Origin of the sequence: Micromonospora sp. NPDC049836, assembly GCF_044465125.1 — a bacterium.
In the GTDB taxonomy this organism is placed as follows: Bacteria; Actinomycetota; Actinomycetes; order Mycobacteriales; family Micromonosporaceae; genus Micromonospora.
In genome coordinates this window covers 862,843-884,729 of record NZ_JBITLH010000001.1, presented here as the reverse complement: position 1 = coordinate 884,729, position 21,887 = coordinate 862,843, and the positions used below count along the sequence as shown (strand labels likewise).

Below are 21,887 nucleotides of genomic sequence, written 5' to 3'. Positions count from 1 at the left end.
TCAGCGCGGGTCGATCCGCTCGGCCAGCCCCGGATAACGCACCACGAAGCCGGCCGGGTCCAGGTCCAGGTCGGCGGTGAACCCGTCACCGGCGTACCGGACCCGGGCGGGCCCGAGCGACGTGTACACCTGCTCGGCGGGGACTACCAGCAGGCTCGGCACCAGCACCCACGCCACGGTCACCGACCGGGCCAGGTCCGCCGGGGCCCGGCCCAGCCCGAGCCGGCGGACCGGGAGCGTGTTCGTCAGCGGCGAGCCGCCGAGGTCGACGTCGAGCGCCGCGGCCAGCCGGTCCGGATCGTCCGTGCCGGGCAGCCCGGCCGCCGGGTGCCCGGCGGCGCCGAGGGCGGCGTCCAGGTCGCCCTCCTCGCCGGTCCGCACCCGCCAACCGTCCGCGCCCCGCTCCAGGCGTACGCTCCGCGACCAGCCGGCCCCCTCGGTCTCCACCTCGAGCCGGTTGGTCGACCAGTCCGCGCCCACGGTCAGCCGGTAGCGGCAGGTGTAGGGGATCGGGTCCACGGCCACCTGCACGCCCTGCGCGCTGAGTCCCTGACGATCGTCGAGGACGACGTGTTCCGCGCCGGCGGTGTCGGTCCGGGCCCAGAAGAGCGACTTCGGCATGGTCGGCATGAACCGGACGTTACGCCAACCGGCCGGCACCGGCACGGGATGCGCGAACGCCGCCGGGCCGGGGCCGGGACGTTACGCCGACCGGCGGGCACCGGCACGGGATGCGCGAACGCCGCCGCCGAGCCGAGGCCCGGACGTTACGCCGGCCGGCGGGCACCGGCTCAGAATGCGCGGACGCCGCCGCCGGGCCGGGGCCCGACGGCGGCGTCCGTCCGTTGGTCAGTGCTCAGTGGGTGCGGGCCGGGGATCGCCCGCCGAAGCCGCGCCGGTCGTCCCGGCCGGAACCCTCCGCCCGGAAGCCGTCCCGCCGGTCCGCCGACCGGGCGTCCCCGCCCCGGTCAGCGAAGCGCCGGTCACCCCGGGCGTCCCGGTCGCCGTAGCGCCGCTCGCCCGGTCCCCGGTCGTCGTGGCGCCGCTCGCCCGCGGCGCGGTCGTCGTGCCGCCGCTCGCCCGGCGCGCGGTCGTCGTGCCGCCGCTCGGCGAAGCCGCGCCCGCCGGTGGGGCGGTCACCGAAGCGGCGCTCACCGGTCGGCCGGTCACCGAAGCGGCGGTCACTGGTGGGGCGGTCACTGGTGGGGCGGTCACCGAAGCGGCGGTCGCCGGTCGGCCGGTCGCCGGAGCGGCGCTCGCCGCGGTCCCGGTCGAACGTGCCCCGGTCGGGGTAGCGGCGCTCGCCCCGGTCGCGGTCGAAGGAACTGCGGTCCCGGTCGACGGGCCCCCGGTCGCGGTCGAAGGAGCTGCGGTCCCGATCGAAGGAGGTGCGGTCGCCGGGACGCCGGTCGCGGTCGACGGGGCCCCGGTCGGCGTAGCGGCGCTCGCCCCGGTCCCGGTCGAACGTGCCCCGCTCCCGGTCGCCCGAGGCGCGGTCGGCGTAGCGGCGCTCGCCCGGACCGTCGGCGCGGTCGCGGCGCGCCCCGTCCCGGTCGCCGTAGCGCCGATCCCGGTCGGCCGGATCCCGCCCCTCGAAGCGCCGCTCGCCGCGCCCGTCCCGGTCGCCGAAGCGGCGGGCACCGGACGGGCGGTCGCGGCGCGGCTCCGGCTCATTGCGGACCGGGACGCCGCTGGGCTCCCGGGCACCGGTCAGCTCGGTCAGCGCCGGGTCACCGGCGCGGACCCGGGTCTCGGCCGGCGCGACGCCCGCCTTCTCCAGCATCGACAGGGTGGTCCGGCGCTGCTTCGGCAGCACCAGGGTGGCCACCGCGCCGGACTCGCCGGCCCGGGCGGTCCGGCCCGCCCGGTGCAGGTAGTCCTTCGGGTCCTTCGGCGGGTCGATGTGCAGCACCAGCGTCACCCCGTCGACGTGGATGCCCCGGGCCGCCACGTCGGTGGCGACCAGCACGTTCGTCCGGCCCTCGCGGAACTCGGCCAGGGTCCGGGTCCGCATCCGCTGGGTCTTACCGCCGTGCAGGCCGCCGGCGCGTACGCCCACCGCGGCGAGCTGCTCGACCAGCCGGTCGACGCCGAGCTGCGTACGGGCGAAGAGCATGGTGCGGCCGTCCCGGGCCGCGATGGACGCGGCCACCGCGAACTTGTCGTGCGGCGGGATCAGCAGCAGGTGGTGGTCCATGGTGGACACGGCGGCGGTCGCCGGCGCGGTGGAGTGCGTGACCGGGTCGGTCATGAACCGCTTGACCAGCGAGTCGACGTCGTTGTCCAGGGTGGCCGAGAAGAGCAGCCGCTGGGCGTCCGCGGGCGTCTTCGCCAGCAGCTCGGTGACCTCCGGCAGGAAGCCCATGTCGGCCATCTGGTCGGCCTCGTCCAGCACGGTGACCTCGACGTCGTCGAGGCGGCAGACGCCGCGCTCGATGAGGTCGCCGAGCCGCCCCGGGGTGGCCACCACGATCTCCACACCCCGCCGGAGCGCGTCGATCTGCCGGTCGTACGGGACGCCGCCGACGGCGGTCTTGAGGAAGATGCCGACGGCCTTGCCGAGCGGCACCAGCGCGTCGTTGACCTGCATGGCCAGCTCGCGGGTGGGGACCAGGACGAGCGCCCGGGGGTGCAGCGGCCGGGCCCGGTTGCGCTCGGCGAGCCGGGCGATCACCGGCAGGCCGAAGGCCAGCGTCTTGCCCGAGCCGGTCTGACCCCGGCCGAGCACGTCGCGGCCGGCGAGGGCGTCCGGCAGGGTGGCCCGCTGGATCTCGAACGGGGTGGTGATGCCCTGCCGGGTCAGCGCGTCGACGAGCTGCCGGGGCAGGCCCAGCGCGGCGAAGTCGACCGGGTCGGTGGCCGGGAGCGCCGGCGTGGGGGTCTGGTCGGTGGACGGGGACGTGCCAGGGGCAGCGTAGGTGGTCAAGAAATGCCTTTCGAGCGGGGCGCATCTTCGCGATGGCCCGCCGCGGCTCCGTACGCCGCCGATTCGCCCGCAAGATCGCCCATGGGCGCGCGAACGGCGCGCCGGGTCCAGTGATCCCGACAAGTGTACGGCGGCTCGGCGAGCACGGCAGCGCGCCGCGAACCCGTAGTGGGCGGGCTCACCCCGGTTGTCGCCTATCCGCCGGTCAACCCGCGCAGCGCGTCGTTCGCCAGAAAGACCACCAGCAGGCTGATCGCGATCAGCAGGCACAGGGCCACGGCCAGCACGATCACCACCCGGGTGTTGCTGGACCGGGTCGCCGGGCCGTCCTCGGCCCAGCCCTGGGCCAGGATGTGGCCGGTCAGCGAGCCGGAATTCTCCACCGGGTTGCCCTGCGGGAAGGAGACCGTGGTGAAGCCGGGCCCCTCCGTCCCGCCGTAGCGGGTGCCGGCCAGGTCCGGCGCGGCCTGCTGCCCCGCCCGGTCCGCGGGTCGGCCGGCCGAATAGGCCCGGCCAGCCGCGGCGCCGGGCGCGCTGGGGTTGGTCGCCGGCGGCCAGGTCGGCAGCGCGGGAGCCGGTACGACGGGCAGCGCGGGGGCCGGTACGACGGGCGGCGCGGAAACCGGCCCGCCCGCCGGGCTGGCCATGGCGGGCGGAGGGGGGAACGGCGGGGCCGGCATCGGGCCGGGCGGTGCCGGGGGCGGGGGCATCGGCGGGGCCGGTGGTGGCACCGGCGGCCCGGGGATCGGCGGCACCGGTCCCGGCGGGGTCGGTGCGGGCGGCGGCGCGGGGGTGGGCGGAACCGGCGCGGGCGCGGGCGGCGGCGCCGGGCGCAGCGGTGGCTCCGGCTCCGTGGGCGACGGCGGGGTCGGACCCGGCGCGGGAGCCGGACCCGGCACCGGGGTCGGCGCCGGCTCGGGCTCCGGGCCCGGCGGCTCGGGCGGCTGGACCGGCTCCGGTGGCTGGGCCGGCTCGGGCGGTTCCGGGTTCACCGGGCCGGCGCGGTAGACGGTGGCGGCGGACGGGGCCACCCCGGCGGCGGCGATCTCGTCCGGGGAGACCCGGTTCAGGCCGGGCACGGCGGCGCTGGCCCGCGCCTGCCCCGCCTCGGGTCGCGGGTGGGGCAGCGCGGGCGACGGCATCCGGGCGGATCCGGTGACCCGCGGGGCGCGGGATGCGCCGGCCGGGTCGGCCGCCGGCGGGGTGGCGGCGTCCGCCGCCGCGGCCGGTGGCGGGGTGCGGGTGCCGGTCGAGCCGCCCTGTCCGGGCGACCGCTCGGCGGCGGCGAAGGCGGACCAGGTCGAGGGTGGCACGGTGGCGCCGGGCCGGCGCCGGTCCAGCGGAGCGGGCGGTTCCGCCGGGGCCGCCGGCCGCTTTTTGACCTCGCTGTCCTCGGCCGGGGCGTCCGCCGGCCGCGCCGGCGGGTCGGCCGTCCCGGCGGCCTCGACCGGCGCCGTCCCCGGCGTGGCGCGACCCTGGGCGCGGGCCGCGGTCTCGCGCGGCGCGCCGGACGTGGCGGCGACCTCCGCCGGGTCGCTGCTCGACGTGGCCTGATCCCGGGCGGGATCCGCCGCTGCGCTCGGCTCGTCGGCCTCGGCGGCGACCTCCGCCGGGTCGCTCGGCTCGTCGGCCTTGGCGGCGACCTCCGCCGCCCTGTTCGATTCGTCGGGCTTGGCGGCGGGGTCCGCCGGGTCGCTGCCCGGCGTTTCGTGATCCTGGGCGCGGTCCGCCGCCTCGCTCGCCGTGCCGGTCTCGGCGGCGGCTTCGGCCGGCTCGCTGCTCGGGGTGGCCCGATCCTGGGCGGGGTTCGCCGCCGCGCTCGGCGTGCCGGACTCGGCGGCGGGGTCGGCAGGAGTGGTGGCGTCGGCCGGGGCGTCCGGCCCGGCCGGGGTCGTCGCCCGGGCGTCCGGAGCGGCGGGTCGCGCATCGGGCTGGCTGCCGAACGGACCGACGGTGCCCGCTCGGTACGTGCCGGCGCTGGCCTGTCTCGGCACCGGGCGCTCCTCGTCGGGCGGTGCCAGGACGGCACCGGCGACGCTCACCCGGGCCCGGGCCACCACGGGTCTGGCCTGCGTGGCGCGGCCGTCACCGCCGGATGCCGCCGGCCGGTCGGCGGGGGCAGGCGCGGATCCGGGGTGGACCGTCTCCGCCGGAACCTCGCGCTCGCCCATGCTCGCCCCTTCACGCCCGCCCTCGCCCCGGACCGTGGCGCCGGCCGGGAGTGCCTGGAACTCACCGTGCCACATTCCGGCCCGGCAGCACAGTCGAGTGGACGGTTGGGTCAGCTCGCGCTGGCCGAGCTGCTCTCCGCCGCGCTGGTCGACGGGGCGGCGGTACTCGCCGACCCGGTCGGCTCGGTGCTCGTCTCGTCGGTCGGCGTCTCGGACGGCTCCGGCGTCGGCGAGGAGGTCGTCGGGTCCGGAAGCGGGACCGGCGGCCTGGTCGTCGGCCGGGTGGGCGGCGTCGGCGTCGTGGAGGGCGTCCCGGTGGGCTTCGGCGTGCCGGTCGGCTTCGGCGTGCTGGTCTGGGACGGCTTGGGCGTGGTGGTCTGGGTCGGCTTCGGCGTGGTCGGCGCCGGCGGGCGGGTTGCCGGGGCGGGCACCGCGCCGATCACCCGGGTGGCCGCGTAGAGGCTGCTCCAGCGGACCACGGAGATCTTGACGACGTCCCCGGTGCGCGGCGCCTCGACCATCTTGCCGTTGCCGATGTACATGGCGACGTGGTGGATGCTCGTCCAGCTGCTGCCCGAGGCGAAGAAGAGCAGGTCACCGGGGAGGAGCGCGTTCGGGCTCACGGTCCGGGACCGGGTGGCGTAGTACTGGTCGCGGGAGACCCGGGGCAGGCCCCGGTAGCCGGCCGCCTGATAGGAGGCGAGCACCAGGCCGGAGCAGTCGAACCGGTCCGGCCCCTCGGCCGCCCAGAGGTAGGGGTCGCCGAGTTGGGCGAGGGCGTAGCGGACCGCGGCCAGCGCCTTCGGGTCGGCGGCCAGGCCGCTGATGCTCTGGTTGGCGACGTACGAGCCGCCGATCTGCTGCTCGGCGGCGTCCCGGCGGCGCTCGAGGTCGAGCAGCAGTGCCGCGTTGTCGGTGCGCAGCTTGACCAGCGCGGCTTCCTGCCGGTGCAGGTCCGCCTCGACCCGGACGTACTCGGCGGCCTTGTCGGTGGCGCGCTGCTGGGCCGCGTCGTACGCCTGCTGGGCGATGTTCGCGGTGGCGGTGGCCCGGGCCACCTCGCCGGCGACCGCCGTGGTCGCCCCGTCCGCCTTGTCGCCCCGGCTGATCTGCTGGAGGACGGTGAGGTCGCGCAGGTCCGCGGCGAATTCGCCGGGCGGGACCGCGGCGGCGGCCTTGACCGCGTCGGCCGCGGCGTTCTTCGCCTTCTCCTGCGCCTGGGCGAGGGCGTCCTGGGCCTGCCGCAGGTTGGTGGTGGCGGTGGCGACCTGGGCCTGCGCCTCGTCGCGTTCGGCCTTGAGTCTGAGCAGGGTGTCGCCGAGTTGGGCGACCAGCGCGTCGGCCTGGTTGATCTGGGCGATCAGCGGACCGTCACCCGGGTTGGCGCCCACCGGCGTGGTGCCGGGCGCGCCGGGCAGGCCGGGCGGGACGCCGGGGAGCGCGGGGACCGAACCGGGCAGCCGCAGGCCGGCGACCGGGGGCCGGGCGCCGGTGGAGGGGATCTTGTCCGGCGTGGGGTCGGCCCAGGCCGGCGTGGCCATGGCGGCGGCCGCCACCATGCCGAGCAGGGCGGCCCAGAGCTTCGGCCGGAGCACCGGCGAGATCACCGGGCCCCCGCGTCGCTGTCGTCGGACCCGCTTGCTGTCGCCCATTCCGCTCCCCGTCCGGTCTGGTGCCTGCCGCGCTCGGTGTGCGCGGTGGACCGGGACGTTCTCGGTGTGTGTTCCGCCCCACCCTGTCTTACCTCACGGGGCGAGGGTTGTCGATGCGCGGAGGGTAACGAGCGGCTGAGAGTCCGGTGAAGTAGGTCGTCGGGGTCGACCGGGCCGCCGGTTCGTCGGAGCGCCGACGTAGGCTCGACCGGGACCGCAGGTGGAAGGGACGTGGCTTTCGATGGACGCCGGACTCAAGCGCGAGCTTGAAGCGAAGGTCTACGCGGGGGAGCGGCTGACCCGCGAGGACGGGGTCGCCCTCTACTCCAGCGACGACCTGGCCTGGCTCGGGCGGCTGGCCCATCACAAGCGCACCGAGCTGAACGGTGAACGGGTGATGTTCAACGTCAACCGGCACCTCAACCTGACGAACGTCTGCTCCGCCTCGTGCGCGTACTGCTCGTTCCAGCGCAAGCCGGGCGAGAAGGACGCCTACACGATGCGGATCGACGAGGCGGTCCGCAAGGCCAAGGAGATGGAGGACGAGCAGCTCACCGAGTTGCACATCGTCAACGGCCTGCACCCGACGCTGCCCTGGCGCTACTACCCGAAGGTGCTGCGCGAGCTGAAGGCGGCGCTGCCGAAGGTCAACCTGAAGGCGTTCACCGCCACCGAGGTGCAGTGGTTCGAGAAGATCAGCGGCCTCGGCGCGGACGAGATCCTCGACGAGCTGATGGACGCCGGTCTGGAGTCGCTCACCGGCGGCGGCGCGGAGATCTTCGACTGGGAGATCCGGCAGCACATCGTCGACCACGCCTGCCACTGGGAGGACTGGTCGCGGATCCACCGGCTGGCCCACGCCAAGGGCATGAAGACGCCGTCGACCATGCTCTACGGCCACATCGAGGAGCCCCGGCACCGGGTCGACCACGTGCTGCGGCTGCGCGAGCTGCAGGACGAGACGGGCGGGTTCCAGGTCTTCATTCCGCTGCGCTACCAGCACGACTTCGTCGACTCCGCGGACGGCAAGATCCGTAACCGGATCCAGGCCCGGACCACGATGGCCTCGCCGGCCGAGTCGCTGAAGACCTTCGCGGTCTCCCGGCTGCTCTTCGACAACGTCCCGCACGTGAAGTGCTTCTGGGTGATGCACGGCCTCTCGGTGGCTCAGCTCTCGCTGAACTTCGGCGTGGACGACCTGGACGGTTCGGTCGTGGAATACAAGATCACCCACGATGCCGACTCGTACGGCACGCCGAACACCATGCACCGGGACGACCTGCTGCACCTGATCTGGGACGCCGGCTTCCGCCCGGTCGAGCGGAACACCCGCTACGAGATCGTCCGCGAGTACGACGCGGCGCCGTCGCTGGCCGAGCGCCGGTCCGAGCCGCAGCAGGTCTGGGCCTGACCGCGCCCGATGAGCACCGACGAGCAGCCGCGCGGCTTTCCCCGGCGGGACGCCGAGGGACGCATCGCCACCCTCGGTGACCTGCTCGGGGTGAGCCTCGCCGGCCTGGTGATCGGGGTGGCGGCGCTGGTGCTCTTCGAGTGGGCGTTCGCCACCATGGGGGCCGGCGGGTTCGGGCGGACCAACGGCTGGCTGGCGGTGATCCTGCCGGTCTGGCTCTTCTGGGACGACTTCCGGGCCTGGGATTTCGGCGCCGCCCGGGTGCTCGCCGCGCTGGCCGGTGTCGTGCTCGGCGTCCTCGCCGGGCTGCTCGCGGCCGGGCTGGCCGCCGACCTGCCCCCGCTGCTGTCCGGCGCGCTGGCCGCGGCGGCGTTCACCGTGGTCTACGCGGTGGTCTGGTTTCCTGGGGTCCACTGGCTGGCTCGGCGTACGGGCTGAGCCGGCAACGGAGAACGGAGTACGCACGTGAGCGCGGCGGTCAAGTACACGCTGGGCCGGATCGGGCTGTTCGTCGGCGTGCTGGCGGCCCTGTGGCTCGTCGAGATGAACATGTTTCTGCGGCTGATGCTGGCGCTGGTCTTCTCGGCCGCGCTCTCGTTCTTCCTGCTGCGCGGCTGGCGGGACGAGATGGCCGGGGAGATGGCGGAGGCGTCGGAGCGGCGGCGGGCCGAGAAGGAACGGCTGCGCTCCGCACTGGCCGGCGAGGACCCGTCCACCGAGAACGAGACCGGCGACCGCCGGAGCTGATCCCGGCGATCCGTGCCGGAGCGGGGCAGCGTCGCGGGGCCTCCTCCCGCTAGGGTCGCTCCCCGTGATGGAGCGGATCAGTAGTTGGCGGATGAAGTTCTTCCTCTGGGTCGGGCTGCCGGTCATCGCGGTGATGGGGCTGGCCTTCGCCGCACCGGACGTGGGTCCGGCGTGGCGGGCGAAGTCCGGGGCCGGCACGCCCGGCACGTTCACCGCCGTGAACGAGGAGTGCAGCAGGCGGAGCTGCACCTGGCACGGCGACTTCGTCCCCGCCGACGGCGGTGCCGTCCGCAAGAACGTCATCCTCTATGACGATCCGGCCGGCCTGACCACGGGTGGCAGCGCGGCGGCCCACGACACCGGGGCCGGCAAGGGCGTCTTCTCGACCACGGGTGGCAGCACCTGGCTGCTGGTCACCGGCTTCACGGTGGGCGGCGCGCTCGCCGCGGTCGGCTGGGTGGTGGTGATCGTCCGGACGATCATGGGCCGTCGGCGTGCGGACGAGGAAGAGGCCGTCATCGACCGGCTCGCGCGGACGCCGGTGCAGAGCTGAGGCCCCGCGGGCCCGGCGGGATCCCCGAGGGGACCGCGCCGGGCCCGCGGCGTTCACCAGTTGGTGGAGCCCGGTACGACCGGCCAGGGCTTGTTCGTGGGCTTGATCAGGTACGCGATGCCGCCCGAGCCGCCGGCCACCGTGCCGTTGGCCCGGTAGCGCTTGGTCCGCAGCCAGATCTGCTCGAACTGGGACCGCTTGTAGACGTTGCGCACCACCTCGTCGGAGGAGGAGGCGGGGTCGTTGACGATCACGTCGCCCTCGGCGGTGAAGCCGACGATCACGAACAGGTGCCCGGAGGTGCCGTAGTTCGCCCCGTCCAGCTCGCTGGCGAGGAAGGACTGCGAGGTGACCACCGGGATGCCGGCCTTGATGAAGCGTTCCACCTCGTCCAGCGAGTGCATCCGGGTGACCCGCGCGTCCAGGCCCGGGAAGCTGGCCGCGTACGCGGTGTTGAACGGCCAGTTGCCGGCGCCCTCGTACTCGTAGTCGTAGGTCATCCGGGCGGCGTGGTCGACGGTCGGGTCGGCGTAGCTCGGGTCGACCCAGGCGATGTCCTCGGCGGAGGGCTTCCGGCCCCAGTACTCGACCACCATCTCCGTCGAGGTGGGCGAGCACCAGGCCTCGCCGCCGTTGTCGAACTCGGGGTACTCCCCGATGTGGATGTTCTGCGAGTAGCGCGGCACCGGCAGCTCGGTGCCCCAGGCGATGCCGCCCTTGCTCGGGGTGACGGTGAACCGGTCCGGCACGTTCGAGCTCATCGCGCCGAGCATCCAGACCCGCGGCGAGGCGGTCTGCCCCGGCGCCCGGTAGAGGGTCAGCCGCAGCTGGTACGACCGCAGCAGCACCCCGGCGTCGGCATCGTCGATGGAGAAGGTGTCGGTCCAGATGGTCGACCAGTCGTCGCCCTGCCCGTCAAGGGTGGCCCGCTTGATGTCCTGGTCGCCGGAGGCCCAGCGGCCCATCACGTACCAGTCGGTCTGCTCCCCGGTGTTGTAGGTGCCGAGCATTTCGACCTGGATCCAGGTGCCGGCCGGGGTCTCGGCGTTCCACGAGGCGACCAGTTCGGTGGCGTCGAAGCCGATCTGCCGTTCCGGCGAGGTCCAGGTGGCGTACTCCCAGGTGCGGGTGGCGCCGGTGTGCTCGTCGGTGAACGGGGTGGTGCCGGTCGGCTCGTCGATGGTGATGCCGGTGCGGTGCCCCGGGATGGCGTACGTGCCCTGGTGGGTGCCGTCGCGCCAGTCCGGGTACTTCGACCAGTCCTGGAAGGTGATCTGCTCGTCGTGCGCGGCGACGGGCAGGTTGTTGTCGGCGTGGGCCGGGGCCGTGACGCCGAGCAGGGTGAGCGCGGCGGCCCCGGCGAGGGCGACCGCCCGCAGCGCTGGTCTGACCATGTGAACTCCGCAGGGTGTGAAGGGATGGGTCACCAGTTGGTGGACCCGGCCACGGCGGGCCAGGCCACGGTCGTCGGCTTGATCAGGTAGACGACGCCACCGGAGCCGCTGCCGGTGCCGCCGTTGGCGGTGGTGCGCTTCGTGCGCTGCCAGATCTGCTCGAACTGGTCGCGGTGGTAGACGTGCCGGACGGCGGTGTCGCTGGGCGAGGCGGGGTCGTTGGCGATCACGTCGCCGGTGGCGGTGAAGCCGATCACCACCATCAGGTGCCCGGCGGTGCCGTAGCCGGCCCCGTCCAGCTCGCTGGCGAGGAAGGACACGCTGGTGACCACGGGGATGCCGGCGGCGATGAAGTGCTCCACCTCGTCCAGCGAGTGCAGCCGGGTCACCTTCGCCTCCAGCCCTGGGAAGCTGGCCGCGTACGCGGTGTTGAACGGCCAGTTGCCGGTGCCGTCGTACTGCCAGTCGTAGGCCATCCGGGCGGCGTGGTCGACGGTCGGGTCGGCGTAGCTCGGGTCCACCCAGGACGTGTCGGCCGCCGACGGCTTGCGCCCCCAGTACTCGACGACCATCTCCGTCGAGGTGGGCGAGCACCAGGCCTCGCCGCCGCCGCCGTACTCGGGGTACTGGCCGGCGTGGATGTTCTGGGAGTAGCGCGGCACGGCCAGCTCGGTGCCCCAGGCGATGTGCCCGGCGCTGGGTGCGACGGTGTACCGGTCCGGCACGGTGGAGCTCATCGCGCCGAGGGAGCGCAGCACGGGCGTGCCGGTGGATGCCGGGTCCCGGTAGAGGGTGGCCCGGAGCTGGTACGCCCGCAGCAGCACCCCGGCGGCCGGGTTGTTGATCGCGAGGGTGTCGGTCCACACGCTGGAGGTCTTGTCGCCCTGCTTGTCGACGCTGGTCCGCTTGATGTCGCCGTCGCCGGCGGCCCAGCGGCCCAGGACGTACCAGGGGGTCCGGGTGCCGGTGGTGTAGCTGCCCTGGACCTCGATCTGGAGCCAGGTGCCGGCGGGGGTGTCGGCGTTCCACGAGGCGACCAGTTCGGTGGCGCCGAAGCCGACCTCGGTGAGCGGCGAGGTCCAGGTCCCGTACGCCCAGGTGCGCCGGACGCCGGTGTGCGGGTCCCGGTACTGGACGGTGCCGACCGGGGTGGTCAGGGTGAGGCCGGTGCTGGTGCCGGTGGTGCCGGCGGCGGTCCCGGCCGACCAGCCCGTGCCGGACCAGCCCTGCCAGGTGATCTGTTCGTCGTGGGTGACGGTGGTGACCCCGTCGGCCGGCTTGCCGGCGGCGGCCGGTGCGGTGGTGCCGAGGAGGGCGAGCGCGGTGACGCCGGCGACGGCGATCGCGCGCAGGGATGTCCGGGCCATGGCGGCTCCCACAGGTGAGCGGCATCGTTGCCGTTCACTGTCGCTCCTGGAAGGAACTTTCGCCAGAGGTCAACGCATGGAAAATCTTTGCCGACGTGACGATCCGGTCGGGATGGACCAACACAGTGATGAATATTGATATGACCATGTGACTCCTGGTGAGGTGGGCGAAACGGGATCTCCCGTACCCCGAGGAGGTTGTCCATGGCCCTCCGCACGTCCCCGCTCCGCCGCCGGCTGGCCCTCGCCGCCGCCGTCGGCCTCACCCTCGTCACCGCCCTCGGCACGCCGGCCGCCGCCCGGCCCGCCCCGGACCGCTCCGACGCGCCGGCCGCCACCAGCTACCGGGTGCTCGGACCCCGCACGGTCGCCGACCGCAGCGCCGTCGCCCGGACCGGCGCGGCGATCGACTACTCCGAACACGGCGTGCTGCACGTCACGGCGACCAGCGCCGAGGCCGCCGCGATCACCCGGCTCGGCTTCCGGCTGGAGCGGGAGGCCACCCCGGCCGCGGCCCCCGGTGCCGTCGCGTACGCGTTCCCGCCCGCCGACTCCAACTACCACGACTACGCCGAGCTGACCGCGGTGGTGAACAAGGTCGTCGCCGACCACCCGAGCATCGCCCGCAAGCTCAGCATCGGCACGTCCTACCAGGGCCGGGACCTGATGGCCGTGAAGATCTCCGACAACGTCGGCACCGACGAGAACGAGCCGGAGATCCTCTTCAACGCCCAGCAGCACGCCCGCGAGCACCTGACCGTCGAGATGGCCATCTACCTGCTCAATCTCTTCACCGACAGCTACGGCACCGACTCCCGGATCACCAACATCGTCAACTCCCGGGAGATCTGGATCGTGCCCACCGTCAACCCCGACGGCAGCGAGTACGACATCGCCACCGGCTCCTACCGGTCCTGGCGCAAGAACCGGCAGCCGAACAGCGGCTCCACCGCCGTCGGCACCGACCTGAACCGCAACTGGGGCTACCAGTGGGGCTGCTGCGGCGGCTCGTCCACCTCGAAGTCGTCGGAGACCTACCGGGGCCCGTCCGCCTTCTCCGCCCCCGAGACGGCGGCGCTGCGCAACTTCGTCAACAGCCGGGTGGTCGGCGGGGTGCAGCAGCTCAAAGCCAACATCGACTTCCACACCTACTCGCAGCTGGTGCTCTGGCCGTACGGCTACACGTACAGCAACACCGCCACCGGGATGACCACCGACCAGTACAACACCTTCGCCACCCTGGGCCGGCAGATGGCGTCCAGCAACGGCTACACGCCCGAGCAGTCCAGCGACCTCTACATCGCCGACGGCACCAGCATCGACTGGATGTGGGGCACCCACAAGATCTGGGCCTACACCTTCGAGATGTACCCCGGGTCGTCCTCCGGCGGCGGCTTCTACCCGCCCGACGAGGTGATCCCCACCCAGACCTCCCGCAACAAGGAGGCCGTCCTGCTGCTGTCCGAGTACGCCGACTGCCCGTACCGGGTGATCGGCAAGCAGAGCACGTACTGCTGACCCGCCGCACCGTGGGGGCCCCGGTCCCACCCCCTGCCGGGGCCCCCACCACCCCGCCCGTCCGGGCGATCTCCGCCGGACGTGCGCTACGGTGACACCGACCAGTCCGCAGCGAAGCCGGTGAGAAACCGGCGCTGTCCCGCAACTGTGATGCCCCGCACGCGGCGCCGGCCCGAGGCCGGCGCCGAACCGCGTGGGGATGAGCCAGGTCGCCTGCGGCAGGTCGCGATACGCGCTCTCGAGGAAGGGCGCCTCGCGGACGGGCGCACCCAGGGCGCTCCTGTCGGCGAAGCACCACGCTCCTCGACCGACAGGAGGACCGATGTCCAGACGTACCCCCCGGCTCTTCGCCGCCGCGCTCGCGGCCGGCGCGCTGCTCCTCGGCGGCTGCGCCGAGAAGACCTCGACCGACACCCCCGCCGCCGGCGGCTCGGCGGCCGCCGCCTTCCCGGTCACCGTCGGCAAGGTGACCCTGGAGAAGCGGCCCGAGAAGATCGTCTCGCTGTCGCCCACCGCGACCGAGATGCTCTTCGCCATCGGCGCCGGCAAGCAGGTCACCGCCGTGGACGACCAGTCGAACTACCCGCCCGAGGCGCCCAAGACCGACCTCTCCGGCTACCAGCCGAACGCGGAGGCGATCGCCGGCCGCAACCCCGACCTGGTGGTGCTCGCCAACGACACCAACAAGATCGTCGACCAGCTCACCACGCTGAAGATCCCGGTGCTGCTCAGCCCGGCCGCGACCACCCTGGACGACACCTACCAGGAGCTCATCGACCTGGGGAAGCTCACCGGCCACCAGACCGAGGCGGACGCCCTCACCACCAAGATGAAGGACGACATCGCGTCCCTCACCAAGGACCTGCCGAAGCGGACCACGAAGCTCACCTACTACCACGAGCTGGGCCCGGAGCTGTACAGCGTCACCAGCAAGACCTTCCTCGGCTCGATCTACGCCCTCGCCGGCCTGGAGAACATCGCCGACCCGGCGGACGCCGACGGCAAGCAGGGCGGCTACCCGCAGCTCTCCCAGGAGGTCATCGTCAAGGCGAACCCCGACTTCGTCTTCCTGGCCGACACCAAGTGCTGCAAGCAGAACCCGGACACCGTCAAGGCCCGCAGCGGCTGGGCCGGCATCACGGCGGTCAAGAACAACCAGGTCGTCGCCCTCGACGACGACATCGCCTCGCGCTGGGGGCCGCGCGTGGTCGACCTGGTCCGGGCGATCGTGGCCGCCACCGCCAAGGTCCCGGCCTGACGGTGACCGTGCGACCAGCGGAACCCGCCGACCGGCCGGCCGGGGCGCCCGACGCGTCCCGACCGCCCGGCCCGCGGCCGGGCCGGGCCGCTCCCGACCCCGGCCGCGGCACCCGGCCCACGGCCGGCACCGGTACGCCGGCCCGGCCGGCCCGGCTGCGCAAGCGTTGGCTGGCCGCCGCGCTCGCCGCCGTGCTGGTCGCCCTGGTCGCCGGGGTGTCCCTCGGCCCGGTCAGCCTGCCGCCCGGCAGCGTCGCGGCCGAACTGCTCAACCTGCTGCCCGGGGTGCACCTGGAGAGCGGGCTCACCGAGCGGGAGGTCGCCATCGTCACCGAGCTGCGCCTGCCCCGGGTCGTGCTCGGCCTGCTCGTCGGCGGGCTGCTCGCCCTGGCCGGCGGCTGCTACCAGGGGGTCTTCCGCAACCCGCTGGCCGACCCGTACCTGCTCGGGGTGGCGGCCGGCGCCGGGCTCGCGGTGACCGCGGTCATCGCGCTGGGCGCCGGCGCCGGCGGGGCGATCACCGGGCTGCCGGTCACCATCCCGCTCGCCGCGTTCGTCGGGTCGCTCGCCGCGGTCGCCATGACCTACGGGCTCGGCGCGGCGGGCGGCCGGAGCCGGTCACCGGCCACGCTGATCCTCGCCGGGGTGGCGGTCTCCGCGTTCTTCTCCGCCGGGCAGACGTACCTGCTGCAACGCCACTCCGACAGCATCCAGCAGGTCTACTCCTGGCTGCTCGGCCGGCTGGCCACCGCCGGCTGGCACGACGTCCTGCTGGTCCTGCCCTACTTCGTGCTCACCGCCGTGGTGGTGCTGCTGCACCGCCGCGAACTGGACGTGCTCTCGGTCGGCGACGACGAGGCGACCAGCCTCGGGCTGCACCCGCAGCGCTCCCGCTACCTGCTGATCGCCGCCGCCTCGCTCGGCACCGCCGCCGCGGTCTCCGCCTCCGGCCTGATCGGCTTCGTCGGCATCATCGTGCCGCACACCGTCCGGCTGCTCGCCGGGGCCAGCTACCGGGTGATCCTGCCGCTGTCGATGCTCTTCGGCGGCGCGTTCCTGGCGCTGACCGACGTGGTGGCCCGGACCGCGGCGGCGCCGGCGGAGATCCCGATCGGCGTGGTCACCGCGCTGCTCGGCGGGCCGTTCTTCGTCCTGGTCCTGCGCACCGCGCGGCGGGTGTTCACGTGAGCCCGGCCGCCGTCGAGATCCGCGACCTGCGGGTCGCGCTGGGCGGGGCGCCCATCCTGGCCGGCGTCGACCTGACCGTCGCGGTGGGCGAGTGGGTCACCGTGATCGGCCCGAACGGCGCCGGCAAGTCGACCCTGCTGCGCGCCGTCGGCGGCCTGCTGCCCGCGCCGGGCGCGGTCTCCCTCTTCGGTACGCCGATCGACTCCTTCCGCCGCCGGGACCGGGCCCGGGTGGTGGCCACCGTGGCGCAGTCCCCGGTGGTGCCGGCCGGCATGTCGGTCTTCGACTACGTGCTGCTGGGGCGGACCCCGTACATCCCGGCGCTGGGCCGGGAGTCCGCCGCCGACCTGGCCGCCGTGCGCGAGGTCGTCGACCGGCTCGACCTCGGCGCGTTCGCCCACCGTGAGCTGGCCACCCTCTCCGGCGGCGAGCGGCAGCGGGTCTTCCTGGCCCGGGCGCTGGCCCAGGGGGCCACCCTGCTGCTGCTCGACGAGCCGACCAGCGCGCTGGACATCGGGCACCAGCAGGAGGTGCTGGAGCTGGTCGACCAGCTCCGCCGCGAGCAGGTGCTGACCGTGCTGGCCACCATGCACGACCTCTCCGTCGCCGGCGAGTACGCCGACCGGATGGTGCTGCTCGCCGACGGCCGGGTGGTCGCCTCCGGCCCGCCGCAGGAGGTGCTCACCGAGGAGCTGCTCGCCGCCCACTACCGCGCGCACGTCCGCGTCATCCCGGGCGAGCACGGGCCGCTGGTGGTGCCCGTCCGGCCCCGCTGAGCGGACCGGACCAGGTGGCGGTGGCGGGCACCAGTCAGCGCAGCGTGGCCACCGAGAAGAGCGCGCCCTGCGGGTCGCGGAGCGCCGCGCTGCGCCCGGCCGGGTTGTCCCGGGGCGGGACCAGGATGGTGCCGCCCAGCTCGGCGGCGCGCGCCGCGGTGGCGTCCACGTCCGCGACCGCGAAATAGACCGACCAGTACGCGGGCAGATCCTCCGGCAGCTTCTCCAGCTGCGGCATCATCCCGGCGACGATCCGGGCGCCGCAGCGCCAACCGGTGTACGGCATCGGGCCGGGTGTCCGCTCCTCCGGGTGCCAGCCGAACACCAGGCCGTAGAAGTCCTTGGCCCTCTCGGGGTCCGGGGTGACCAGCTCGTTCCAGCACATCGATCCGGGCTCGTTGAACAGTTCCGCGCCGCGCATCGCCATCGGCTGCCAGACGCTGAACACCGCGCCGGCCGGGTCGGCGAGGACCGCCATCCGGCCCTGGTCGGAGACGTCGAACGGGGCGACCACCACCTGACCGCCGGCCGCCTCCACCCGGGTCGCCACCAGGTCCGCGTCGTCGGTCGCCACGTACGTCGACCAGATCGGCACCTGGTCCGGGGTGGCCGGCGGACCGGCCCCGGCGACCGCGCGCCCGTCCTTGCGGAAGACGGTGTAGCCGCCGGCCGCGGGCTCCGGGGAGACCTGCCCGGTCCAGCCGAAGAGCTGCGGGTAGAACTCCTTCGCCGCGGCCAGCCCGGGCGTGGCCAGGTCGGCCCAGCAGGGCGTGCCGGGCTCGACGCCGTTCACGCGGTCCCCTCTCGCCGGGGGCGGCCCCGACGGCACGCCCTGCCGGCATCGTGGCACCGTCCCCCGGCCCACCGGGGCGGAATCGGACAGATCGTCAGCTGAAGCGGCGCCCCTCGTCCCGCCGGTACGCCCAGGCGGCGACGGCGGCGAGCAGCACGATCCAGACGCCGAGCATGGCCATGGAGAGGGTGCTCGGCCGCCAGTCGGTGACCGCGGCCCACATCAGCTCCACCGCGCCCCGGGTGGGCAGGTAGGGGGCGATCGCCTGGACGAAGCCGGGGGCGTCCTCCGGGCCGGAGAGCAGGCCACCGCCGAACGCGAGCGGGAAGAAGATCAGCTGAGCGACCACGATCGCCGCCTTGCTCGGCAGCGAGTAGCCGATGGCCAGGCCGAGCAGGGTGAACGGCACCGAGATCACCGCCACCCCGACGGCGCCGAGCAGGAACTGCACGGGCGTGACCCGGGCGGCCGTGGCCACCGCCGCGATCACCACCACCGGAAGCATGGAGAGGTAGGTGATGGTCAGCCCGGCGAGGATGCGGCCGGCGAAGCGCGGCCCGGGCCCGGCCGGCAGGGTCCGGGTGTACGGGTTCCACGGCTGGTCGCGGTCCTCGGCGACGCCGATCCCGTACTGGAAGATGTTGGCGCTCATCACCGCGAAGGTCACCATCGCGGCGGTGGCGTAGGTGGCGCCCTCGGCGTCGTCCCCGGCGAACGGCACCACGAAGAAGAGCATCGCGGCGGCCGGGAAGAAGGCGCTGCCGAAGATCGCGACCGGGATCCGGATGATCTCCAGCAGTTGGTAGCGGGCGTGGATCAGGGCGAGCGGCATGGCGGGCTCCTAGACGGTCGGGACGGCGGGCCGGTCGCCGGTGGTGATGGCCAGGAACGCCTCCTCCAGCGAGGTGGGCCGGACCTCCAGGTCCCGGAACGCCACCCCGGCGGTGACCAGGTCCCGGACGAGCTGGTCGGCGTCGCTGGTGAGCAGGTGGGTACGCCCGTCGGCGTGCTCGGTGGCCACCACGCCGGGCAGCGCCGGCAGGTCGTCGGCGACCAGGCTGACCCGGCGCACGCCGACGATGCCGCGGATCGCCGGGACGCTGTCGTCGGCCAGCACCCGGCCCTGGCCGATCACCACGACCCGCTGGGCGAGCGCCTCCACCTCCTCCAGGTAGTGGCTGCTCAGCAGGACGGTGCCGCCGTCGGCGTGGAAGGAGCGGATCGCCTCCCAGAGGGTGTGCCGGGCCGTCACGTCCAGCCCGGTGGTGGGCTCGTCGAGGACGACCAGCCGGGGCCGGCCGAGGAAGGCGAGGGCCACCGCGAGCCGGCGGCGCTGCCCGCCGGAGAGGCCGCCGGTCTGCCGGCGGACCTGGTCGGCGAGGCCGAACCGGTCGAGCAGCTCGTCCCGGGGGACCGGGTCGGGGAAGTGGGCCGCGACGAAGTCGACCACCTCGCCGACCCGCAGCGTGCCGGGGAGCCCGGTCTCCTGCGGGGTCACCCCGAGCTGCCGCCGGTTGGCCGCGGCGCGCGGGTCGCCGCCGAAGAGTTCGACCCGGCCGCCGGTGGGCCGGCGCAGCCCGACCAGCAGGTTGATCAGGGTGCTCTTGCCGGCGCCGTTCGGGCCGAGCAGCCCGACCAGCTCGCCGGTGTGGACGGTCAGGTCGACCCGGTCCAGTGCCAGCACGTCGCCGTAGCGGCGGCTGACCTGGTCGGCGCGGGCCAGGATCATGGTCAACTCCTCGGGGTTGCGGTCCCGGTCGGTGATGCGTCCCTGTGTACCGTGTCCGGTCCACGCCCGCTGCCCCGCGCGGCCGGGGGACGTGATCCCCTACTGTGATAGTCCCGCCCGGCGGTGACGCCACGGCGGGCGGCTGCCGACAGGACACTGGGGAGGGTCCGTGACGAGTCCGAACAAGAACCTGGACGTACAACCGGAGGCGCTGGTCGCCTTCGCCGCCACCTCCAGGGGACGGGCGACCCAGTTCAGCGAGTTGCGCCAGCGGTTCCACGACGGGCACGTGCCCCGGCACGCCTTCGGCATCATGCCGGCGTCGTTCAGCCTCGCCGCCGCGTACGCCGAGCAGTTCGAGGCGTGCCTGACCGGGCTCGCCGAGGGCGCCGAGGTGATGGCGGACATCGCCGAGGGGATCAGCGACACGGCCGACGCGTACACCGGCACCGACCTGGCCACCAACGACATGTTCGCGCCGGGCGCCTGAGGGGGACGCATGAGCACCGAGGCGTTGCAGCGCAACAAGACCTACTTCGAGCAGATCGTGTCGGGCACCCCCGACCCGTTCAAGCCGCTCTCCCAGGCCGTGCTCTGGCCGTTCAACGAGTTGCTGGAGCTGGTCGCCGGGGAGCCGGACGACCTGATGCGCGCGGCCCAGCTCGCCCTGACCACCGGCGAGGCGGTACGCCAGATCGCCGGTGAGCAGACCGCCGACCGGGCCCGGCTGCGCAGCGCCTGGGAGGGCGACGCGGCGGACAAGTTCCACGCCTCGATGGAGGCTGTGGAGGAGGCGATCGAGGAGCTGGCCAAGGGGCTGGACGGCACCAAGGAGGTGCTGGTCGACGCCGCGAACGCGGCCGTCGAGGCGTTCAACCTGCTGGTCGAACTGATCCTGGAGTTCCTGCTCTGGTTCCTGACCGAGGTGATCATCGCGGCGGTGGCCGCCGTGCTCAGCGCCGGCGTGACCCTGGCCGCCACGGTGGTCCGGGTGCTGGCCCGGCTGGCCACCACGGTCGGCCGGATGGTCAAGATCGTGGCCCGGTTCGCGGAGATCCTCACCAAGCTGGTCACCAAGCTGGAGAAGGTCGCGGAGCTGCTGACCAAGTACCGCAAGCTGGTGATGGAGCTGCGCAAGGCCAAGAAGGCGTACCGGGCGTGGAACAAGTCCGGCTACACCCGGGAGGCGTTGGAGTTCAAGCTGAAGCGGGCCGCGATCCTCTTCCCCGGCAAGTTCGCCATCAACCACACCTCCCCGGTGAACATCCCCGGCATCGGCGGTGCCCTGCTCGACACCGGGGTCGGCATGTACGACGTCGCCGACGGGCACAAGGACCGCAACTACCTGGTGGACGGCACCTACTCCGAAGACCTGGGCCCGTACACCCGGGGCGTGCAGAACGTCTTCGACTCGATCGTGAACTGAGAGGCAGTGATGACCTTCCCCGCCCTGGACCGGCTCGAGGCGCTGGCCCGCAACCTGGACGGCTGGCAGCGCGAGCTCGGCGCGCGGATGGCCGAGCTGGAGCAGAGCAGCGCCGAGGGGGTGAGCGACTCCGGCCTGGTCACGGTGACCGCGGCGGCCGACGGCAAGATCCTCTCCACCGAGCTGAACGCCCGGGCCATGCGGCTCGACTCGTACACCCTGGCCGAGGAGTTCACCGCGGCCGCGAACCGCGCCCAGGAGGCCGCCGCCGCCCGGGTCCGGGAGATCGTCGGCGAGGTGATGGGCAACGCCCCGGCCGCGGAGCGCCGCACCGACGACGGCTACGGCTACGACCGATACTGAGCCGATGGACCAGAGCGGATACCTCGACCTGCTCGCCCGGCTCGCCGATCCGGGCGAGCGGGTGCTCGCCCACGCCCAGGCGGAGGTCGGCGGCGGCCTGACGCCCGCACCTCCGCCCGACGAGACGGTCGCATCCACCCCGAGCCGGGTCACCGTCTCCTCGGTGCTGCTCAACGTGCTCGCGCCGCTGGCCACCTGGGACCGGGGCGACCGGCTGGTGGACCTGATCGGCTGGGGGATCGCCGGTCGGGGCGCGCCCGGCTCGGCCGCGTCCTGGCTGCACCGGGCCGTCAACCCGGCCCGGCCGGACGGGAAGGTGCGGCACACCCTGCTCGCCGTCACCGACCGGCGGCTGCTGGTCTGCGTCACCGGCCCGGTGAAGCTGCTGTCCAGCCGGGAGGACGACGAGCGGGCGCTGGCCGAGACCCGGGTGGTCTGGGCCGCCCCGCGCGCCGAGGTGGCCTCGGCCCGGGTGGGCTGGCACCGGCTCAACCCGAAGCGGTTGAAGCTCACCTTCACCGACGGGTCCTGGCTGGCCTTCACCGTGCCGATCGCCGAGTCGGGCCGGCCGCTGCGCGCGGTCGCGGCCGCGCTCACCGGCTGAACCCGCCCCTCG

20 protein-coding genes, 1 pseudogene and 1 riboswitch are annotated in these 21,887 nt (G+C 74.1%); of the genes and pseudogenes, 12 read left to right on the top strand and 9 right to left on the bottom strand.

Annotation, left to right across the window (positions count from 1 at the left end; translation table 11 throughout):
- The 4 genes from ACIBPB_RS04225 to ACIBPB_RS04210 form a co-directional block, all read right to left on the bottom strand.
- Entirely contained in the window at window positions 1–621 is a 621-nt protein-coding gene (locus tag ACIBPB_RS04225) for a putative glycolipid-binding domain-containing protein (protein WP_396838185.1), read from the bottom strand.
- Between the two features lie 235 nt (window positions 622–856).
- On the bottom strand, window positions 857–2,926 hold the full coding sequence (locus tag ACIBPB_RS04220) for a DEAD/DEAH box helicase (RefSeq protein WP_396838099.1): 2,070 nt from the start codon (window positions 2,924–2,926) through the stop codon (window positions 857–859).
- A gap of 194 nt (window positions 2,927–3,120) precedes the next feature.
- Window positions 3,121–4,920 carry a hypothetical protein gene (locus ACIBPB_RS04215; protein WP_396838098.1) on the bottom strand — a complete coding sequence of 600 codons (1,800 nt, stop codon included), beginning with the start codon at window positions 4,918–4,920 and terminating at the stop codon, window positions 3,121–3,123.
- A gap of 287 nt (window positions 4,921–5,207) precedes the next feature.
- Window positions 5,208–6,749 (bottom strand): C40 family peptidase, encoded by a 1,542-nt coding sequence (locus ACIBPB_RS04210; protein ID WP_396838097.1) that lies wholly within the window; start codon window positions 6,747–6,749, stop codon window positions 5,208–5,210.
- 241 nt (window positions 6,750–6,990) lie between these two features.
- On the opposite strand from ACIBPB_RS04210, the gene mqnE reads away from it, so the two are divergent.
- From mqnE to ACIBPB_RS04190, 4 genes are all read left to right on the top strand, one after another.
- Window positions 6,991–8,160, top strand: a complete 1,170-nt coding sequence (gene mqnE / locus ACIBPB_RS04205) for an aminofutalosine synthase MqnE (RefSeq protein ID WP_396838096.1) — start codon at window positions 6,991–6,993, stop codon at window positions 8,158–8,160.
- Between the two features lie 9 nt (window positions 8,161–8,169).
- Window positions 8,170–8,598 carry a hypothetical protein gene (locus ACIBPB_RS04200; protein ID WP_396838095.1) on the top strand — a complete coding sequence of 143 codons (429 nt, stop codon included), beginning with the start codon at window positions 8,170–8,172 and terminating at the stop codon, window positions 8,596–8,598.
- 27 nt (window positions 8,599–8,625) lie between these two features.
- Window positions 8,626–8,907 (top strand): DUF4229 domain-containing protein, encoded by a 282-nt coding sequence (locus tag ACIBPB_RS04195; protein WP_396838094.1) that lies wholly within the window; start codon window positions 8,626–8,628, stop codon window positions 8,905–8,907.
- A gap of 64 nt (window positions 8,908–8,971) precedes the next feature.
- The gene (locus ACIBPB_RS04190) at window positions 8,972–9,460 is read left to right on the top strand and encodes a hypothetical protein (protein WP_396838093.1); all 489 of its coding nucleotides are present in this window, start codon (window positions 8,972–8,974) and stop codon (window positions 9,458–9,460) included.
- A gap of 53 nt (window positions 9,461–9,513) precedes the next feature.
- On the opposite strand, the gene ACIBPB_RS04185 is transcribed toward ACIBPB_RS04190, so the two are convergent.
- Window positions 9,514–10,854, bottom strand: coding sequence for a C39 family peptidase (locus ACIBPB_RS04185; RefSeq protein WP_396838092.1), 1,341 nt, complete (start codon window positions 10,852–10,854; stop codon window positions 9,514–9,516).
- Window positions 10,855–10,883: 29 nt separating this feature from the next.
- Complete coding sequence (locus tag ACIBPB_RS04180; RefSeq protein ID WP_396838091.1) at window positions 10,884–12,221, bottom strand: C39 family peptidase; 1,338 nt, start codon at window positions 12,219–12,221, stop codon at window positions 10,884–10,886.
- Window positions 12,222–12,425: 204 nt separating this feature from the next.
- On the opposite strand from ACIBPB_RS04180, the pseudogene ACIBPB_RS04175 reads away from it, so the two are divergent.
- From ACIBPB_RS04175 to ACIBPB_RS04160, 4 genes and pseudogenes are all read left to right on the top strand, one after another.
- Window positions 12,426–13,736, top strand: a pseudogene (locus ACIBPB_RS04175) (M14 family metallopeptidase); the annotation flags it as partial.
- A 119-nt stretch (window positions 13,737–13,855) separates the two neighbouring features.
- A riboswitch (cobalamin riboswitch) is annotated at window positions 13,856–13,948 on the top strand.
- 113 nt (window positions 13,949–14,061) lie between these two features.
- Complete coding sequence (locus tag ACIBPB_RS04170) at window positions 14,062–14,997, top strand: ABC transporter substrate-binding protein (RefSeq protein WP_396838090.1); 936 nt, start codon at window positions 14,062–14,064, stop codon at window positions 14,995–14,997.
- A gap of 155 nt (window positions 14,998–15,152) precedes the next feature.
- The gene (locus ACIBPB_RS04165; RefSeq protein ID WP_396838184.1) at window positions 15,153–16,184 is read left to right on the top strand and encodes a FecCD family ABC transporter permease; all 1,032 of its coding nucleotides are present in this window, start codon (window positions 15,153–15,155) and stop codon (window positions 16,182–16,184) included.
- Window positions 16,181–16,960, top strand: a complete 780-nt coding sequence (locus ACIBPB_RS04160; RefSeq protein WP_396838089.1) for an ABC transporter ATP-binding protein — start codon at window positions 16,181–16,183, stop codon at window positions 16,958–16,960. The genes ACIBPB_RS04165 and ACIBPB_RS04160 overlap by 4 nt, the downstream gene beginning before the upstream one ends.
- A 34-nt stretch (window positions 16,961–16,994) precedes the next feature.
- On the opposite strand, the gene ACIBPB_RS04155 is transcribed toward ACIBPB_RS04160, so the two are convergent.
- The 3 genes from ACIBPB_RS04155 to ACIBPB_RS04145 all read right to left on the bottom strand — a co-directional run bounded on the left by ACIBPB_RS04155 (window position 16,995) and on the right by ACIBPB_RS04145 (window position 19,482).
- The gene (locus tag ACIBPB_RS04155) at window positions 16,995–17,753 is read right to left on the bottom strand and encodes a VOC family protein (RefSeq protein WP_396838088.1); all 759 of its coding nucleotides are present in this window, start codon (window positions 17,751–17,753) and stop codon (window positions 16,995–16,997) included.
- A 94-nt stretch (window positions 17,754–17,847) separates the two neighbouring features.
- Entirely contained in the window at window positions 17,848–18,585 is a 738-nt protein-coding gene (locus tag ACIBPB_RS04150) for an ABC transporter permease (RefSeq protein ID WP_396838087.1), read from the bottom strand.
- 9 nt (window positions 18,586–18,594) lie between these two features.
- The gene (locus ACIBPB_RS04145; RefSeq protein ID WP_396838086.1) at window positions 18,595–19,482 is read right to left on the bottom strand and encodes an ABC transporter ATP-binding protein; all 888 of its coding nucleotides are present in this window, start codon (window positions 19,480–19,482) and stop codon (window positions 18,595–18,597) included.
- A 169-nt stretch (window positions 19,483–19,651) separates the two neighbouring features.
- Here ACIBPB_RS04145 and ACIBPB_RS04140 point away from each other — a divergent pair, with 169 nt between their 5' ends.
- Genes ACIBPB_RS04140 through ACIBPB_RS04125 form a run of 4 tightly spaced genes read left to right on the top strand, consistent with a single transcriptional unit; the run spans window position 19,652 to window position 21,875 of the window.
- The gene (locus tag ACIBPB_RS04140) at window positions 19,652–19,972 is read left to right on the top strand and encodes a hypothetical protein (protein WP_046569164.1); all 321 of its coding nucleotides are present in this window, start codon (window positions 19,652–19,654) and stop codon (window positions 19,970–19,972) included.
- Window positions 19,973–19,981: 9 nt separating this feature from the next.
- Window positions 19,982–20,908 (top strand): WXG100 family type VII secretion target, encoded by a 927-nt coding sequence (locus ACIBPB_RS04135; RefSeq protein ID WP_396838085.1) that lies wholly within the window; start codon window positions 19,982–19,984, stop codon window positions 20,906–20,908.
- Between the two features lie 9 nt (window positions 20,909–20,917).
- Complete coding sequence (locus tag ACIBPB_RS04130) at window positions 20,918–21,271, top strand: YbaB/EbfC family nucleoid-associated protein (protein WP_396838084.1); 354 nt, start codon at window positions 20,918–20,920, stop codon at window positions 21,269–21,271.
- Between the two features lie 4 nt (window positions 21,272–21,275).
- Window positions 21,276–21,875 (top strand): hypothetical protein, encoded by a 600-nt coding sequence (locus ACIBPB_RS04125; protein WP_396838083.1) that lies wholly within the window; start codon window positions 21,276–21,278, stop codon window positions 21,873–21,875.
- Window positions 21,876–21,887 lie beyond the last annotated feature (12 nt).